The 17,269-nt window shown below is 34.1% G+C and carries 15 protein-coding genes; 9 read left to right on the top strand and 6 right to left on the bottom strand.

Annotation, left to right across the window (positions count from 1 at the left end; translation table 11 throughout):
* Positions 1-174: 174 nt before the first annotated feature.
* The 4 genes from HHU12_RS30075 to HHU12_RS30060 all read right to left on the bottom strand — a co-directional run bounded on the left by HHU12_RS30075 (position 175) and on the right by HHU12_RS30060 (position 5,059).
* On the bottom strand, positions 175-963 hold the full coding sequence (locus tag HHU12_RS30075) for a DUF4249 family protein (protein ID WP_169660439.1): 789 nt from the start codon (positions 961-963) through the stop codon (positions 175-177).
* Between the two features lies 1 nt (position 964).
* On the bottom strand, positions 965-3,664 hold the full coding sequence (locus HHU12_RS30070; RefSeq protein WP_240971194.1) for a TonB-dependent receptor: 2,700 nt from the start codon (positions 3,662-3,664) through the stop codon (positions 965-967).
* Between the two features lie 325 nt (positions 3,665-3,989).
* A complete protein-coding gene (locus tag HHU12_RS30065) occupies positions 3,990-4,400 on the bottom strand; it encodes a hypothetical protein (protein ID WP_169660438.1) in 411 nt (136 codons plus the stop codon).
* Positions 4,401-4,669: 269 nt separating this feature from the next.
* Entirely contained in the window at positions 4,670-5,059 is a 390-nt protein-coding gene (locus tag HHU12_RS30060) for a nucleoside 2-deoxyribosyltransferase (protein WP_169660437.1), read from the bottom strand.
* A gap of 306 nt (positions 5,060-5,365) precedes the next feature.
* Between HHU12_RS30060 and HHU12_RS30055 the strand changes: the two genes are divergently transcribed.
* From HHU12_RS30055 to HHU12_RS30015, 9 genes are all read left to right on the top strand, one after another.
* Positions 5,366-6,340, top strand: a complete 975-nt coding sequence (locus HHU12_RS30055) for a DUF3137 domain-containing protein (RefSeq protein ID WP_169660436.1) — start codon at positions 5,366-5,368, stop codon at positions 6,338-6,340.
* A gap of 228 nt (positions 6,341-6,568) precedes the next feature.
* On the top strand, positions 6,569-7,537 hold the full coding sequence (locus tag HHU12_RS30050; RefSeq protein ID WP_169660435.1) for a DUF3137 domain-containing protein: 969 nt from the start codon (positions 6,569-6,571) through the stop codon (positions 7,535-7,537).
* 73 nt (positions 7,538-7,610) lie between these two features.
* On the top strand, positions 7,611-8,639 hold the full coding sequence (locus tag HHU12_RS30045; RefSeq protein ID WP_169660434.1) for a DUF3137 domain-containing protein: 1,029 nt from the start codon (positions 7,611-7,613) through the stop codon (positions 8,637-8,639).
* 227 nt (positions 8,640-8,866) lie between these two features.
* Positions 8,867-9,856 carry a DUF3137 domain-containing protein gene (locus HHU12_RS30040; protein WP_169660433.1) on the top strand — a complete coding sequence of 330 codons (990 nt, stop codon included), beginning with the start codon at positions 8,867-8,869 and terminating at the stop codon, positions 9,854-9,856.
* A 45-nt stretch (positions 9,857-9,901) separates the two neighbouring features.
* Positions 9,902-10,864 carry a DUF3137 domain-containing protein gene (locus HHU12_RS30035; RefSeq protein WP_169660432.1) on the top strand — a complete coding sequence of 321 codons (963 nt, stop codon included), beginning with the start codon at positions 9,902-9,904 and terminating at the stop codon, positions 10,862-10,864.
* Between the two features lie 349 nt (positions 10,865-11,213).
* On the top strand, positions 11,214-12,176 hold the full coding sequence (locus tag HHU12_RS30030; RefSeq protein ID WP_169660431.1) for a DUF3137 domain-containing protein: 963 nt from the start codon (positions 11,214-11,216) through the stop codon (positions 12,174-12,176).
* Between the two features lie 63 nt (positions 12,177-12,239).
* Positions 12,240-13,253: a DUF3137 domain-containing protein gene (locus HHU12_RS30025; protein WP_169660430.1), complete on the top strand. Its 1,014-nt coding sequence runs from the start codon at positions 12,240-12,242 to the stop codon at positions 13,251-13,253.
* Positions 13,254-13,436: 183 nt separating this feature from the next.
* Positions 13,437-14,000 carry a LemA family protein gene (locus tag HHU12_RS30020; protein WP_169660429.1) on the top strand — a complete coding sequence of 188 codons (564 nt, stop codon included), beginning with the start codon at positions 13,437-13,439 and terminating at the stop codon, positions 13,998-14,000.
* 86 nt (positions 14,001-14,086) lie between these two features.
* Complete coding sequence (locus tag HHU12_RS30015; RefSeq protein WP_169660428.1) at positions 14,087-15,172, top strand: DUF3137 domain-containing protein; 1,086 nt, start codon at positions 14,087-14,089, stop codon at positions 15,170-15,172.
* 48 nt (positions 15,173-15,220) lie between these two features.
* On the opposite strand, the gene HHU12_RS30010 is transcribed toward HHU12_RS30015, so the two are convergent.
* Both HHU12_RS30010 and HHU12_RS30005 read right to left on the bottom strand, forming a co-directional pair.
* Positions 15,221-16,114, bottom strand: coding sequence for an SIR2 family protein (locus HHU12_RS30010; protein WP_169660427.1), 894 nt, complete (start codon positions 16,112-16,114; stop codon positions 15,221-15,223).
* A gap of 50 nt (positions 16,115-16,164) precedes the next feature.
* Positions 16,165-17,082, bottom strand: a complete 918-nt coding sequence (locus tag HHU12_RS30005) for a zinc-dependent peptidase (protein ID WP_240971191.1) — start codon at positions 17,080-17,082, stop codon at positions 16,165-16,167.
* Positions 17,083-17,269 lie beyond the last annotated feature (187 nt).

Here is a 17,269-nt window from a genome sequence, read left to right as displayed (position 1 = left end):
TTATTGAAGGAATTTTTATAAAATTGTACTAAATAATAAGGATTTTATTTGGATTAACCATAAGAGAAGTCGTGGGCTGATGATTATGTGGTAATTATAATATTTTCATCAAAAAAAGAAACCCACTTTTCAAGCGAGAAGTGGGTTTTCTATTCAATCAGATTTACGTTAAATTCATATTACTAATAATGATAAGGTGTCACTGTTGATCCCTGAGAAAATACCAAAACCGTTTTCAATATTGGTATAAGGATCTGTTATGTTGATAGAACTATTATCCTCTTGATCAAATAATGCTGCAAATTCTGGTGTCACTTTATATAATATCACTTCGTGTTTTCCGTAGTACATAAACTGAAATGGGGTCAGCTGTTCTTTATCTCCTGTTGAGGGTTTGATATGGAAAGCCAATGAAGGGAGTTCTTCATCTTCCTCTATCGCATTAATAAGCGTTGGGTTTTCTTCCACACATCTCACTCCTATATAATGGTACTCTTCCAGGGGATTAGAATAGGTAACGCTTACAGGTTCTGGTCTTGAGAAATTGGGGAAACCTCCACTCACTGAAAATGCTTCTATATAACTTGCCGACAATTCAAAACCGGTGGGTTTGGTGGGTACTTCTGTGATGGAAGAAATTATGACCTCTTTATAATCAAATGATAAGGTATAGGCCTTTTCTTCTTGAATGAGCATGGAAGACTGCTTGTATAGACCATCGCCAATTTCCTCTAATTCGTATTCATTTTCCCCATCAGAAAGCATAATATTCAAACCTTCTATTTTTTGTGCCGTTGTATCGCCATTGATAAAATCAATTTGATATGTTACGTCGACAATTGCTTCTTGATTGGGATGAAGGTAACTGACAACCACTGGGGCATCGAGTGTATTGATGTCCACTTCAGTATTGGTACAAGAGAATACAACCCAGCTAATTAATATATATTTTATGTAATTCATTTTACTTCAATTTAACGGATAAGGTAACGTTTGGAGTGATTCCTAAATAGTAAACAGGTGTTTGTATGATTTCCTCGTCTGTGATTTCATACTCCATATACCATACATTACTTCGGTTGTAGACATTGAAAACAGAGAAACCAATACTTGCAGGTGCCTGTTGTCCTATTTTGAAATTATAAGTGGCAGACATATCCAAACGATGATAATCAGGAAGTCGGTTGCCATTTTTTGATGAAACGGTAATGAAAGATTCTGAGGAACCGTTGGGCAATTCTACTTGATAGCCACCTTGAGGGGCAGTATAGGGTTTTCCGGAAGCATAAATCCAATTCATTCCCAAATCCCACCTTCTCCAAGTGTACGTAAACACCGCTTTGAACTCATGGGTGACATCATGTGCCGCATGAAAATGATAATCTCCAAACTCTGGAATATAATTAGTAACCTGTGCTAATGTATACCCTAGCCAACCGGTAAAATCACCATGTTTTTTCTGAACAAGAAAGTCAATACCTTTTGATTCTCCATCACCTGTAAAGAAATTCTCACTGTAATCCGTTCCGTCTCTATTTGTTTCAATTCGAAGAGAATATTCCGTGACATTATTCAATTTCTTATAGAATCCTTCCACATCAAATAAGTACATTGGGGTCTCGTAAGAAGCACCTCCTATAAATTGTAATGAAGAACTTACGGGCAATTTATCATTATCAGAAAGCACCCAAAAATCACGACTACCCTCATTAATATCTTCTCTCACTACCCTTCTTGCAAACTGATAATACAAACCTGTTGAACCTTTCAATTTGATTCTATCATTCAGAATATAAGTACTGTTCAGTCTTGGTTCATAATAACTTTTTTCTGTTCCCGTAAAGTAATTGTATCGCAAACCGGGCGTCAGCATCCATCTTCTATCCATCAATGTAATCTTGTCTTCCAAATAGAGAGAATACGTCTGTCCTTCAGTGTTTCTGTCAATGATAGAAATGGAATCATTTTGCTGATAGGCATATTGGATATCGTTGTGGGTGGCTTGTACGCCAAAACCGAGGTGATGATCTTTGGTTAATTTATACCCGAAATCCATTTTGGCGGTATAATCCAATAAGTTATTGTTTTCGAGGTGACCTCTGGAAATATCGATCGTACTGTCTCCACTGACAAATGAACCTGAAGTGGAACGGTCACGGTCACTGAAATAATTTGAATAGCTCACTAATAAATTACCATAAAAACGATCGTTGTGCTGTCTTGACCATTTCAATGAAGCCCCCGTATTTCCCCAATTTGTCAAGTCCGTAATGCTGGAACTCAACCCCATTCGTCCTCCATTGGGCGACAATGAATTATCGAGATGATCTTCTCCATTATAAATACTTAAGCCAATGATGTCTTTATCAGTCGGTCGATAAGTAAACTTTCCATTCAAATCATAAAAATAGGAAATGGTTTCCTGTTGAGATCTAGAGCGACTTCCTATACCTCCGCTCGGTGCCTGAGGCATATTTCCTCCTTGTGTGGTGGAACTGTTGTCAGAATATTGATTAAATATTTTATTGTACAACGGGCTTTGCCAGCTTCTTCTCCCTGCCAGAATCACAGATGCTTTTTTCCCGATGGGAAATTCCACAAATCCATTGATCGACATTAAACTTAGGTCTGCCGCCATATTGAACTCATTCTGGTTCCCTTCTTTACCAGTGATTTCTAATACAGATGAAGTACGTCCACCATATTTTGCATCAAAACCTCCCTTGTAAAGCTGTACATCCTTGATGGCATTGCTATTGAAAGCACTGAAAAAACCAAACATATGTTCTACATTATAGACCGTAAAACCATCATACAATACCAGCACTTGATCTGGCGTTCCCCCTCTCACATACAAACCAGAGGAGTTTTCGTTGGCGGCACTGATTCCGGGCATCAACTGAAAAGACCTCAAAATATCCCTTTCCCCGAGATTGGGAATACTCTTTAATTTCAAGGGTGACATTTTAATCATGCCTGCATGTTCACCGCTAACCTGTAAGATATCTTCCCTTTCCGCCGCGACAATCACCTCTTCCAAACGCTGTACCTGTGGTTCCATCTCAATGGTTAAATCCTTGGTTTGAGCACCAGGCATCAAAGACAATTCTTTAGGTTGATAACCGATATAATTAAAGACAATTGTGCTGGTATCAGATGGAACATCAAGTAAAACAATATAGCCATCGACATTTGAAGTAGAACCGTTGGCAGTTCCTTTTACAAAGGCACTAACGTAAGGAAGAGCTTCTTTTGACTCCTTATCGATCACTTTTCCGCTGATGTTTAATTTAAACTTTGTCGCCGCCCCTTTTTCAACGGTTTTCTTGACTACTTCACTTTCTTTGATGACAAACCAGCGGTCTACAATATGAACTACCCCGGTTTCTTCGTCAACGTAATATTTCATTTTTTGCTCCAAACACACCTGATCCAGAAAGACATCCAACGGTCTATCAATAGGTCTGTTTTCATAAGAGATACTTTTGAAGAGCTTTTTATCATAGGAAAATTCTACTCCATGCTGTTCTGATATAAACCTAAGTACGGCATCCAGATCACAGCACAGCCTTGTAGTGAGTTTTACTCTTTTCAAATCTTGTCCAAAAGAAGACATAGAAATAAAGAGCGTACCCAACAGCATACACTTAAAAAGTTGATTCATAGTTCAGATAAAAAAAATTGAATGAAGAAAAAATAGAAGGCTTACAAGGTCATGATGACGACCTTTTTGAACGTAAGCCTTCGTGAGTTGAGTACTAGTACAAAACCTCCGTTCTAGTACATCTAAGTACCAGAACAAAAGTAAACGGACATTTTACCTTATCTTTTTTATCCTACTCTTCGTTAGATTTTTATCGCGTAACTAAGGCTATGCTCTGCAAATCTGCCTCGATTAGAATAAAAAATATCAAACTAAAACCTTCCCTTTTCTTCTGCCCTAGTACTTATGATTGATAAAAGGTGATTTCTGTATTTAATGTTGAGGATTACATTCCGCCTCTTCCTCCGCCTCTCATTCCGCCAGGTCCACCCTGACCGCCTCTTCCTCCTTCAGGTCTTTGAGGTCTATTCTCTTGCATTACACTGAGGTATTTTCGGTATTGTTTTTTCTCTAAAATTTCCTTCACTTGTTTATTTCTAGCTTCCACTAGTTCTTCCATTTTCTCACGGTTTCTCTCCTTCATTACTTCCTGCATAGAAGTGAAAAAATCAACATGAATATCATAGACACTTTTTCGCTGTTGGTCATCCAATTCGATTTTCTCTTCCAACTTACCCAAAATTTCTACTGCATTTTCCTCAGGCGTCCGCATCTGTTTTCTCATTTCTTCCTCCTGTGCATATACTTGTGATATCAGTAGTAAAAAAACTGTAGATAATAGTACTCTTAATTTCATTATTCTGTATTACTCTAATTTGACTGAATTAATAAAAGCATCGGTCTGCTTAGAGCATGTTTGAAATATATATTTTAAATATGCTCTTACTTCATTAGAGAGGGGAAATAGGTAAAATGTACTCATGGAAAAGACGGTTTTAAACGAACGGCAAGTTTTTTTCAACGAAAGAATCTTTTTTTAAATAAATTAACTTAAATACAAAAGTGAAACCTCCATCGAATTATATTGTAGAGATTTCACTTCATTTCTGGCTACAATAGGAGTTATTAAAAATTAAGATCTGCAATACTTTGCTTCAAGTGCTCAGCATTTTCATATTCCAAAATTACTTCCGCACATCCTCCTGCTGTAGTTGAATATTCACTGCCTTTTTGTCTTAAATATACAATAGGAATCTCCTTTGCGAAAGCGTAGCCAACTTCAATTCCCACACCAATAGCTTTAGTAGTTAACTCCGCTATAAACAGATCTGAACTTTCAATTTCTTTAAAAGCCACCTCCATCATTGCTTTTTCTTCATGAGGCTGAAAATGATACTGATCTACAAAAACAAAGAGTTCGTAGTTCTGCTCTAGCAAGCCTATTTCCAATGCCTTGACCTCCTCTTCAAACTTTTTTCTGTTTGAAAAACTTATACCCAAATATGCTTTTTTCATACAACTCTAATATTGAACTTTTTAAAGGATTTATTTAAACCTACCGAGGTTTTAAGTGGTGGATGTAAATTGAATTACTATAAATGTATGGATTAAAAAAAATATATATAGTTTTGATAAGGACTTAAAATAAGTGAACAATTACACTCTGTGAAATATCTAATAATTTCAGATGTACTTTTCAGAATTGTAATTTTTCAAGAAGTGTATACCTTAATTTCTATTTAATAAGTAACCGTTTAATTTAAAAGCAAACGAAAAATCTAACTTAATACAAGTTCAAACTAATTATTACAGCAAACAGTCATGGTTAATCAAGAAGAGCTAAACTTTTTTCACAGGGATGATAAGTTGAAATCTGAATTTGAGGATTTAGAGCGACAAAGGCTTAAAATCAAATTTTATGATAAAGGCTTTATTATTAGTCTTATACTATTTTTTTCTTGCTTTGGGGTACTCTTCCTATTAGCCATTACTACCCAAATTATTAAAGCCTCTATTATAGATATTTTCTTTATTGCCGCACCTATTTCAGTTATATCATTCGGAATCTTTTTTGGGTTATCAATTGTCAAATCGGGTGATTTCAGAAAGAAGTACAAAGAAAAAATCGTAAAGCCTATTGTGACCATGATCGATGACACGTGGATATACAAACCCGAAGAAAAAATTACTCAGAAGCAATACATCTCTAGCCTTCTGTATGAAGATCGCATTGATTTTTATACAGGTAATGATCTGATTGAAGGGGTGATTGAACAAACCGATTTTAAATGTTCGGAGTTAGTGACACAATATGAAGTCAAAAATACAAGCAAAAACAAAAATTGGCATACCACTTTTAGAGGGCTATTTTTCCATGCTGACTTCAATAAGTATTTCACAGCCGCGACTTTCGTTCGGACAAGGAGAAATGGTATTAAAGTAGATAAATCTTTTAAAGTAGTGGAATTAGAAGATGCTACTTTTTCAAAAATTTTTGAGGTGAGATCTATTGATCAAGTAGAGGCAAGGTATATCCTAACACCCTCTATTATGGAGGCTATTGTCAAACTGTATCAATATTACCAACAGCCCATTGATATTTCTTTTGTGGGCAATAGAGTGTATTGTGCTGTTTCCTTTTCGCATAGTCTATTCGAGCCCTCATCATTCATACCTGTGTATGATGTGGATGTCATTCATGAAATATATAAAGTACTCTATTTTAATAAAGCTATAATCCATGAATTGAATCTTAATACAAGAATATGGATGAAAGGAGCAATAACAAGTAGCTAATGGAAGAAAAAAGAGTAATTTAGGTTGATATTATTTATGCTAAATAAGTACTAAGCCAAAAATAATTGACAATTAATTATTTTTTGTGAGTACGACGCTAAAAAACGTATGAATAGTGGTTCTATTTAAAGTTTTTTGAAGGAAGTAATCGCAAAACAATAATAAGAATTAGTATTAAGTAATTTTGTCTTAGTACTTAACTAAGACAAATCACAAAAGCAAACAAGTATGATTACTAAAGAAGAATTAAATTTATTTTATAAAGAAAAACTAGAATCTCAGCTGGATGAACTAGAAAAGCACAGGAAGTTATTGAGAAACGCCCGTGCTGTTGGGATTGGAGGAGGAGTAGCATTTGCCATAAATTTGATTGTGTTTTTGGCTGTAACTTTTATATTTCAGCACATTTCCTTTCTTCATATGAATATTTTCATGGTATTCTTTATTCTTGGTTCTACTTGCTTTGGAATAAGTCATTTTTTTGGACTAATAGGAACAAGAGGACTGCAGAAAAATTACAAAGATAAGGTCGTGACTCCTCTTGTTAAAATTATTGATGATACATGGATCTATAAACCTAAAAGTAAAATTACCCAAAATCAATATACCAAAAGCCTTTTATACTCTCATAGTGTTGATCATTATGAAGGTGACGACTTGATTGAAGGAGTGATTGAACACACTGACTTCAAATGTTCAGAATTACATACACAATATATCACCGGTTCAGGAGATAAAAGAACATTGAATACCATATTCAAAGGTCTTTTTTTTCATGCGGATTTCAATAAGCACTTCTCAGGAGTAACCTTTGTTCGTTCAAAAGGATTGTCTCTGCCTCTCAACAATGATTTGGAAGTGGTAAGGTTAGAAAATGAGTTATTTACCAAATTATTTTATGTTAGATCGACAGATCAGATTGAAGCGAGATATATACTGACTCCTACTATTATGGAGGCTTTTGTCAACCTCTATAACTATTACCAAAAACCTATTGATGTATCTTTTGTAGGAACAAGAGTGTACTGTGCCGTGTCGTTTACAGAAGATCTTTTTGAACCTCCAATCTACAAATCGATGTACGATATGGAGACCATAGAAAAAGTTTGTTCATTACTTTATTTCAATAAGGTGGTCATTCATGAATTGAACCTCAATACCAGAATTTGGACAAAAGTTCCTGGCGAACCTGTTTAGAGCATGTTTGAAACATTTCTTAAGAAAGAGTAAATGATGGCAAAAGATTTTCAAACTATAAAAAGCAAACAGAATGATTTCTCAAGATGAATTGGTTTCCTTTTATAAACAGAGGTTAGAAACCGAATTAAACGATTTAGAGAAACTTAGAATACGCCAACGTAATTATGATTTGGGGTTTAATGCCTGTATCATTTTATTTTTCATCAGTATAGCGAGTTTCATTTTCACAAAAGCACGACTTTTTGATAACATAGGTATTCCTCATTATATGCTTATTGGGTTCATGATAGCTATCCCAGGCACTGGTATTACCCTCTACTTTTTGAAGTACTTAAATTTAAAAAAACTGGCCAAAAAGTATAAAGAAGATGTGGTGTCTCCTATTGTTGAGATGATTGATGATACATGGGTGTACAAGCCCAAAAATAAAATCAGCCGCAATCAATTTAATGCCAGTCTTTTATTCCCTAGGCAAGCTGATAGTTATATAGGTGACGATTTGATTGAAGGAGTCATCGAACAAACTGATTTCAAGTGTTCAGAACTGCATACACTATACAGTACTGGATCTGGCGACAGTAAAAAATGGGTCACTTTATTCAAAGGTCTTTTCTTTCATGCTGACTTCAATAAACACTTTTCTGGGGTCACTTTTGTTCGTTCAAGATCATGGAATACTAATTATAATGCTGATAAATTCCTAGATAATTTTATACCTGACATCTCATTTGATAATACAACACCTTCAAAAAAGTTGTCAGAAGTACATCTGGAACACGAGCTGTTTTCAAAAATATTTATGGTCAATGCTACAGATCAAATAGAAGCTAGATATATACTGACTCCTACTATCATGGAGGCCTTTGTCAACCTATTTTACTATTACCAAAGACCTATCAATGTTTCCTTTGTAGGAACAAGAGTATATTGTGCAGTATCTTTTCAGGAAGATTTGTTCGAACCACCTATTTATAAATCTGTACATGATTTGGAGGCCTTGCATAAAGTTTATTCTTTACTGTTTTTTAATAAAGGAATTATTCATGATTTAAGTCTTAATACTAGAATATGGACCAAAGGTGAGAGTGAACATATCTAAGCTAGAAGCTGCCACTTCAAGTTTTTTAAAACGAAATGACAGCATCGAACACCTAGCAAAAGTAAATGAATATTCTGCATATTTTCATACACTTATTAAAAGTTATTAAATTACAAGAGCTAACTATTTTTTAAAACTATTGAAATGGTATAAGAAGTCACTAATCATGCATAAAAGCTTCAAATACCTTATAGAAAAAATAACACAAACTAATATTCATATACAAAATGGTATCTAAACAAGAACTACAGGATTTCTTAAAAGGAAAAACTTCCTTATTAAATAAGCTGGAAAGAAAGCGAAAGATCTTCCGGTTTTTATTGGTGTTATATATTATATCCCTTGTTCTTACGATATGCAGTATAATTATTCCTTTATTATCCTCTTCAGTGAGGGAATATACTGGAAATAGTTTCCCATTAGATGCTTTTTTAGTGACAATCATTCCGCTTTGTATATTTACAATAGTGGTGATCATCAAATATGTAACCTATGCCAATGAATATGCTAATAAAATAGCAAAAGAGGCTATTAGCTTTATTGATAATACTTGGACCATTGAGAAAAAGGGTGTAATTCCTGAAAATATATACAACGACAGTTTTCTATTTACCACAAAAGAATATGAAACTTATGAAGGGGAGAATTTGATCGAAGGAAAAATTAAAGAAGTGAATTTTATGTGTTCTGAATTAAAAACATCGTATTCAGAAACACGCACGAAAATAAAGAAAGGCAGACGTGTAACTCAGGTAGACTGGCATACCATATTCAACGGGCTTTTTTCTTGTATTAATTTCAATAAACAGTTTTCAGAGATGACAATGGTCAGAACAAAAAAAATAAAGTCGGACACTCTCGGACTTTCTATGATCAATAATCTGGAAAACGCCACATTCAACGACTTTTTTGATGTCTACTCTTCTGATGCTGTAGAAGTGGCCAATATACTTACTCCTGCTGTCATGGAAGCCTTTGTAGACCTCGCCAAACATTACCATGACGAACCTATTCTATTTTCTTTTTCAGGTACAAGAGCCTACGGTACGCTTTCTGTTTTTGATGCCATCTACTCGGTACCTGTTTTCAAAACAATATATGAACTAAAAGAACTGATGGGCTTTTATACATTCCTTTACACTCATCAAGTGATTATTGAGGAGTTAGATCAAAACAATGAATTGTGGGAAAGAGTTGCTGATCTGAAGCTGTCTTAATTCACATTAAAACAAAACATTATAAATTTCATAAATGTATTAAACATGATTTCTAGAAGAGATTTAAAAAGTGTTTACAAGGAAAGGTTAGAACCTGAACTTGAAGGCTTAGAAGAACAAAGAAAATCAATCCGTAATTTAGACATCACTTCTTACCTATGCGGTGTACTGATATTGGTTTGTTATTTTACAAATCCCCTTTACTATTTTGGTATCTATAGGTACGATCAGATCGCGGAAAGCCTTCCTTATATCTTTTCCGTATTGCTCATTGTTCTATTTTTTATCAACAGATCTCAAAAGAAAAACTACAGATCTGAATATAAAACAAAAGTAGTACGAGCTGTTGCAAAGATGATCTATGATATATGGATTTACTATCCTGATGAAAAAGTTTCTGAAGAACAATACAAGAACAGTCAGCTCTTTCCAAGACATTTTGATGTATACGAAGGCAGTGATTTAATAGATGGCACTAATTCGTATTCTTACTTCCAATGCTCGGAATTACATACGAAGTACAAAAAAGAATCAGGAAGTGGCAACGACAAAAAAACGACATGGCACACGATCTTTAAAGGAGTATTTTTCAGTGCCAATTTCAACAAAAAGTTTTCTGGAACTACATTTATCAGAACTAAAAACTGGAGCATAGACCTTGCAAGTTCTTACGACACTGTGGAAGGAAATAACCCTGAGTTTTCTAAGATTTTCAAAGTGAAAACAACAAACGAAGATGAAGCGAGAGCTATTCTGACGCCAAGGGTAATGGAAGCTTTTGTTGACCTTTATAATTTTTACCGAAAACCAATTGATGTATCATTCTTAGGTACCCGATTATACAGCGGAATTTCATTTAATGAAGAACTTTTTAAACCGCATATTTATACTTCTGTCTATGATTTAGAAGCTATTGAAAAACTTTTTGAGTTACTTATTTTCAATCATATTGTCTATGATGAATTGAACCAAAGTCTCAGAGTTTGGGCCAAAGCACTAGGCTATTAATACGTTTTTTTAGCATTGTACTCAAATTAGAATTAACTATGATTTATTTTTGATTTAGTACTTAGTATAATCATACAAAGCAAACTGAATACTGATGTATCATGATCTCTCAAGAAAAACTAGAAGATTTTTATAAAGAATCAATAAAACCTGAACTAGCATCTATGAACAAGATGGAGTACAAAAGAATTATTTTCAAGCTCCTATCTTATATAACATGGGTATTCTTATTTTTTTATGGTCTTTATTGTTGAATGAGAAGTTTCAGAGTGGCAAAAATACTAATAAATGATCCTTGGAAGATCTTCAAATCCAAGGTAAAATATTGATAACTTAAAGTAAATTAAAAATGATTTCTCAAAACGAGTTAAGTGGCTTTTACAAAGAAAAACTAGAACCTCAACTTGATGGGTTGGAAAAGCAGAGAAAAGTAGTACGAAATTTAAACACAGGAAAAATTTCCTTTTTCATTTTTACTTTACTGGTTCATTTCGCTAACTCTTTAGAGCTTTTAGCACTAGAATCGGTGAAGTACCTTGAACACATTATGTATTCTATTTTGATCTTGGTTAATTTCAGTCTCTTTATTATCAATTATATCAAAAAAAGAGATTATAGATCAGAATATAAATCTAAGGTGGTACAGTCAGTGGTCAACCTAATTGATGAAAATTGGGATTACTACCCTGATGATAAAATTTCTGAAAGTCAATACAAAGGCAGTATATTATTTCCAGCCCGCACAGATTCATACAATGGAGATGATTTAATAAAAGGACGCATTGGACAGACAGACTTTCAATGCTCAGAATTGCATACCCAATATAAAAAAGTATCAGGAAGTGGCAAGAACAGAAAAACCACATGGTATACGATTTTTAAAGGATTGTTTTTCCATGCTGATTTTAATAAACATTTTTCAGGCATCACCTTTGTCAGAACTAGAAACTTAAGCCGCCATCATTCACAATCCTTTGGCCCTGTTGACCTCGAAGACCCTGAGTTCTCTAAAAGATTTCATGTGCATTCTACTGATCAAGTAGAAGCTAGATATATTCTTACTCCAAAAATAATGGAAGCTTTTATTACTCTGTACAACTATTACAGCAACCCCATCGATGTATCATTTGTTGATTCTAGAGTTAACTGTGCCGTTTCTTTCAAAGAAGACCTCTTTGAACCACCTGTATATAAAACTATCTTTGATTTAGAAGCAGTACAGAAAGTTTATGCTTTACTGTATTTCAATCAGGTAGTCATCGACGAATTAAATCTAAACGTTAGAATTTGGACCAAAGGAGTAAACTATTAGACATAAAGACATTTCAACTTACTAATAGCATGCTAGAAACATCTCTAAACAAATTTCCGAAAAATGATTTCTGAAAAAGAATTAAAAGCGTTTTATAAAGAAAAATTAGAACCGCAACTAAATAGTTCAGAAGAGAGTAACGATTCTTCTTCCAACAAGCAGACCTTCTTTAAAATTTCTGTGGCAGGAGTGGTCATCTTCTTTTTCATCTCTGTGTTTACGTCTTTCCAGATTCGTCTCACTGTGCTTCTGTTTGGTCTATCAATTTTCTTTTCCATTTTTTCCATTCTTCTCAAAAAAGCATCTACCCCATCCTACAAAGAAAATTTCAAAGAGAAGGTAGTGAAGTCAATCATTAAATTTATTGATGAAGCATGGACGTATTCATATTATGATAAAATACGGAAAATGGACTATGAGAAAAGTAATCTGTTTAGAGATAGTGCTGATGTTTATGAGGGAGATGATTTTTGTGAAGGAGTTGTCGGGCAGACTCGATTCAAGTCTTCAGAATTGCATATACAAAATAAAAAGGTCACCAACACTTATAGAAGTAATAAAAACATTTGTTACGACCTTCTGTTTAAAGGCTTCTTTTTCCAAGCTGATTTAAGCCGTTCCTATTCTGGATCTACCATTATAAGATCAAAAAGATATAGAGAGGTTGAATGCTTTTTCCCTGTAGTACATGTGGAAGATAGTAAATTCTCAGAGTTGTATGTGGTAGAATCTAATAACCTTGTAGAAGCAAACGCTATTCTTACGCCTGAAACTAGAAGAGCCTTGATCAAGCTTTATTACTATCATAACCGAGAGATTGATTTCTCTTTTACTGGAAAGCATTTGTACTGTGCAGTTTCATTTAATGAAGAGTTATTTGAACCTTCTGTATCTGGAGAGCAGACAGATTATGATTTTGAATACATAAAGAAAATCTACTCTTTATTATACTTCAACAAGGAAATACTCCAGGAACTTAACCTCACAGCTGAGGTCTATGCTGACGAAAAAGATAAAACAATAACAAACAAAAATACTCAGAATGATTTCCAAAGAAATACTCAACGCTTTCTGTAAATAAAGTGTAAAGTACTTCCATAGTATCAAGTGATAGGACAGAAAGTACAAGACTTTTTAAGTGAAGAGGTAAGAAAAATGGTTCGTATTATATTTTTTGCATCACTTTCCTTCTTCCTTTTATTCACTTCTGTCCTAATACTTAAAGTATAATTATTATTAAATTTTAAAACACAAACAATTATGATGAATGCATTAATGATTATAGGAGGTATAGCCTTCTTACTTGTTCTTTATTTTATTTCAGTTTATAACAGCCTTATCGCAAAGAGAAATCAAGTTGAAAATTCTTTTGGTGGCATAGATGTGCAACTGAAAAAGAGATGTGATTTAATTCCGAACTTAATCAAAGTGGCGGGTAAATATATGACGCACGAAAAAGAGGTACTTACGAACCTTACTGCATTAAGAACTCAAGCAACATCAGGAACATTGAGTACTGAAGAGAGAATAGAATTGGATCAGAAAATGTCATCGGCCATGAAATCAATCATGATCAGTGTGGAGAACTACCCTGATCTGAAAGCAAACCAAAGTGTAGACATGCTTCAAAGAAGCTTAAATGAAGTAGAATCTCAAATTTCAGCCTCAAGAAGATTCTATAACTCGACAGTAACTTCTTACAACACTGCCATAGAAACTTTCCCTAACAATATTGTTGCAGGTATGGCAGGCTGTCAGCGTAAGACCGTTTTCCAAGCAACAGTGGCGGAAAGAGAGAATGTTGATGTGAATGATTACATGTAATATTAAGAACTTAAAACTGGGCTGGTTTTACTAAAAATCAGCCCGGCTTATTATTTGGAGGCCAAAACTATTATTTCAAAAATAGCATGAAAACGAAACAGGAGTTAAATCAGTTCCTCAAAAACGGTTTAAAAGAAAACTTAAAAGAATTAGATAAAGCAAGAATCTCTCTCATACCCATCTACAAAACTCACAAACTAATAAATAAGGTCTTCTTTACAGTAATGGGCATTTTGGGTGCCATCATTATTGTTCCATGTATCTTGATGTTGATTAATACTAAACTTGAAATAGAAATATTAAAGGAGCTTACAAAAATGTGGTCTGCTGGTGGAATTAAACTTTTACGTTTTATTCTCGAGCATGGAGAAATATATCATGCTGTTATCCTTTTTTTTATTGCTGGTGCCGTTCTTTACCTTTATACCAAAAAAATCTTGTTTCCCTACTTAAAAAGTATGCGTGCTTATATCAGTAAGTATAAAGTGAATGTAACTAAACCAATCTTTCATTTTATTGATGAAAAATGGCGGTATTCTGCTATGAAAGGTATTGATGAATCAGAATATAAAAAGAGTGGATTTGCTTTGAAAAAACATGACTCTTTTACTAGTAAAAACCTTTTACATGGACATTTTGGTGATGTAGAATTCAAAACTTCTAACATTCATACTAAATACGTAAAGGAAAAAGATGAGAGAAGAGATTGGTATACGATTTTCCAAGGTCTATTTTTTACCGCAGAACTTTCAGAAGCATTCCATGGAGAGATATTTATATTCAGTTTAGACAGTCTAACCTTCAATGGTCTAAGAAATATAAAGAGTCAAACTTCTAAGCAGAATTTCGATTTTGCAGTCACTACTAATGAAGAATTCAATACGACCTTTGAATGTACAACAAACATGGGAAATGAGTTTGATAAAGTAATCAATTATAAGGTAATAAAAACTCTATTGAAGCTTAAGGAGTGCTATAATAAAGAACTGCAACTCTTCATCACAGGCCAGAAAATATATCTCTCTTTAGCATTTGAAGGGGAAATTTTTGAGATGCCAAAAATCACAGACGGCCTTATTGACATTGATAGAATTACGACCTATTTCCAAACTCTACAGTTGATTGAAAATTTAGTAGGTGAATTAAATACTCAACCAAAATTGGTCGGTTAAGTACTTAGGTGTTGGGATAACTGGTTTTAAAAAAACGGATCTCAACAATTATTCCTCACCAATTTGATCAAGGATTCTGTTGTAATGTCCTCCCCAGTCATTATCCACAACGGTATCTTTGATCACCTTTACTTTAAAAGAATGAAGTAGTTCTTCCTTTTCCTTTGAAATATTCTGATCAGTATAAAAGTAGATATTATTTTTAATCAGCTTTTTTCTACCGTTATACATTGTTCTTGCTCTTTTGTTCAATACCCACCAAAGGTCTGTCTCACTATAATCCATTGACAGCCCCACAATATGTATATCAGTAGTAAAGAATAATTCTATCCATGAATAACCATCGTATTTCTTATCGCTTACCTTTTTGAAAAGAGACCTTACTCTTACTTTTTTCTTATTTTGAAAGAATTCATAAGTCCCTTTCAAATAGCCGTCCAGCTTACCAATCGTACCACAATAATGATCCAACCCTAACATAATAGAACTTGGCTTATTGATCTCTCCATGAATATTCCAGATCTTCGTCACTTCCTTGTTGTCTTTTAAAATGGAAGTATTCCTTCTGATATTATAAGCCTCCTCTGTACTATTATTTTTGATCGTAAAAACATCACTCAAGCACTTTATAAAAGCATAGTCATAATTGGTGGTCATGTAGTTTTTACAGCCCAGCTCAAACAGTCTTTTATAGAATGGGTTGGTCGGAATGTTCTGAAAGTTATTCGCTATTCTATCCTTAATATTTTTTTCCGCCAGATGTGCACTTTTCAGATCCACCTTGTCTTTTTCCAAAACAATTCGCTCAAAAATCAACGTATTGGGTAAATTTCCATTCTCAAAAATTCTTGCTTCTTTCAGTTCCTCCAGAAGGTTGTTCCAGTTTAGTGCGTTTTGAGAGAGAAGATTAATGCCGTTTCCGAATAAAATTGTTTTTTCCATAAGGATATCAGTTCTGTTTGTTTAGAATGAACCCACAAATATAGGAAAGATTACAACCCTTTTCCATGACACTTTTTATACTTTTTTCCACTTCCACACGGGCAAGGATCATTACGCCCTATTTCTTCTTCCTCTACCAGATTGCTGAGATAGTTTCTTTCCTGCGCTGCCATATCCTGATTGAAGATCGTCTGCAATGCTTTATAAACTTCAGGGTGCTTTTTCTCAAGGAGTTGAGGTCTTTCAAAAAAATATTCAGACGTTACCGTAATAAATTCTTGTACTTTCGTGGCGCCATATTCATCAATGCTCGATTCATTATTGAGTATTTTTTCCGTCTCTTCCTCCATCAGTTTCACCCAAGGAATGGTAGCACTTTTTTGAAGCATCATTTCTGGAATGCCATCCGTTTTGCCATCCGCCATGTCTATCAGATGAACAAACTCATGAATACCTACATTTTTCTTATCATTATCATTTCTGAAACCTTCTCTCAATGCCCCTCTTGATAAAAGCATCTTGTTTTTCAGTTTCCCCTCTCCTACCATGCCTAACACATGCCCGTCTGTAAACTGCTGTCCAAACTCAGTGTCATTGAGATCGGAGTCTAAAATAAAAACTTCGTTCAAGTTGGGGTATTCCCAATTAGGGTAACCAAAAACAGGGATAATGGCACTACTTCCCACAAGCAAACGGTCAAGATCTTCTACCTCCGTCTCTACAGGAGTTATAACTATAGTATCGAGAAAACTTAAAATTCTTTGTTCAAACTCCTCTTTTTTTAAGTCTGAAATTTCATTGTAAAAGGTGACATTCTCTCTTAGAATGGCTTTCCATTCCTCACTAAAAGGTCTTTTTTCATGGCTTTCTTTTTGTTGCAGTTTTTTCTTTTTGGAATTAGAGATAAAAAAATAAAGCAGGCTGCCAATGCCAAGCAGTGTTAGTATAGAAGTTGTTGTTACGTTCATAATAAATAATAGGTATATAAACTTACGTCGCCCAATCACAAAGCTGTTTTTGGGTGACATGAATTGAAGAAACCATCCGTGCCAATAATTTTTTGAAAATTGTTTTCCGATATACCCTTCTATTAAATCGAAAATGAAATTCATCTAAATATCGTTGGATATATTGATCACTGACATGGTGATGAAT

Origin of the sequence: Flammeovirga aprica JL-4, assembly GCF_012844305.1 — a bacterium.
Taxonomy (GTDB): Bacteria; Bacteroidota; Bacteroidia; order Cytophagales; family Flammeovirgaceae; genus Flammeovirga; species Flammeovirga aprica.
Note: the sequence above shows the minus strand (reverse complement) of the source record. Positions and strands in the feature narration are given on the sequence as shown.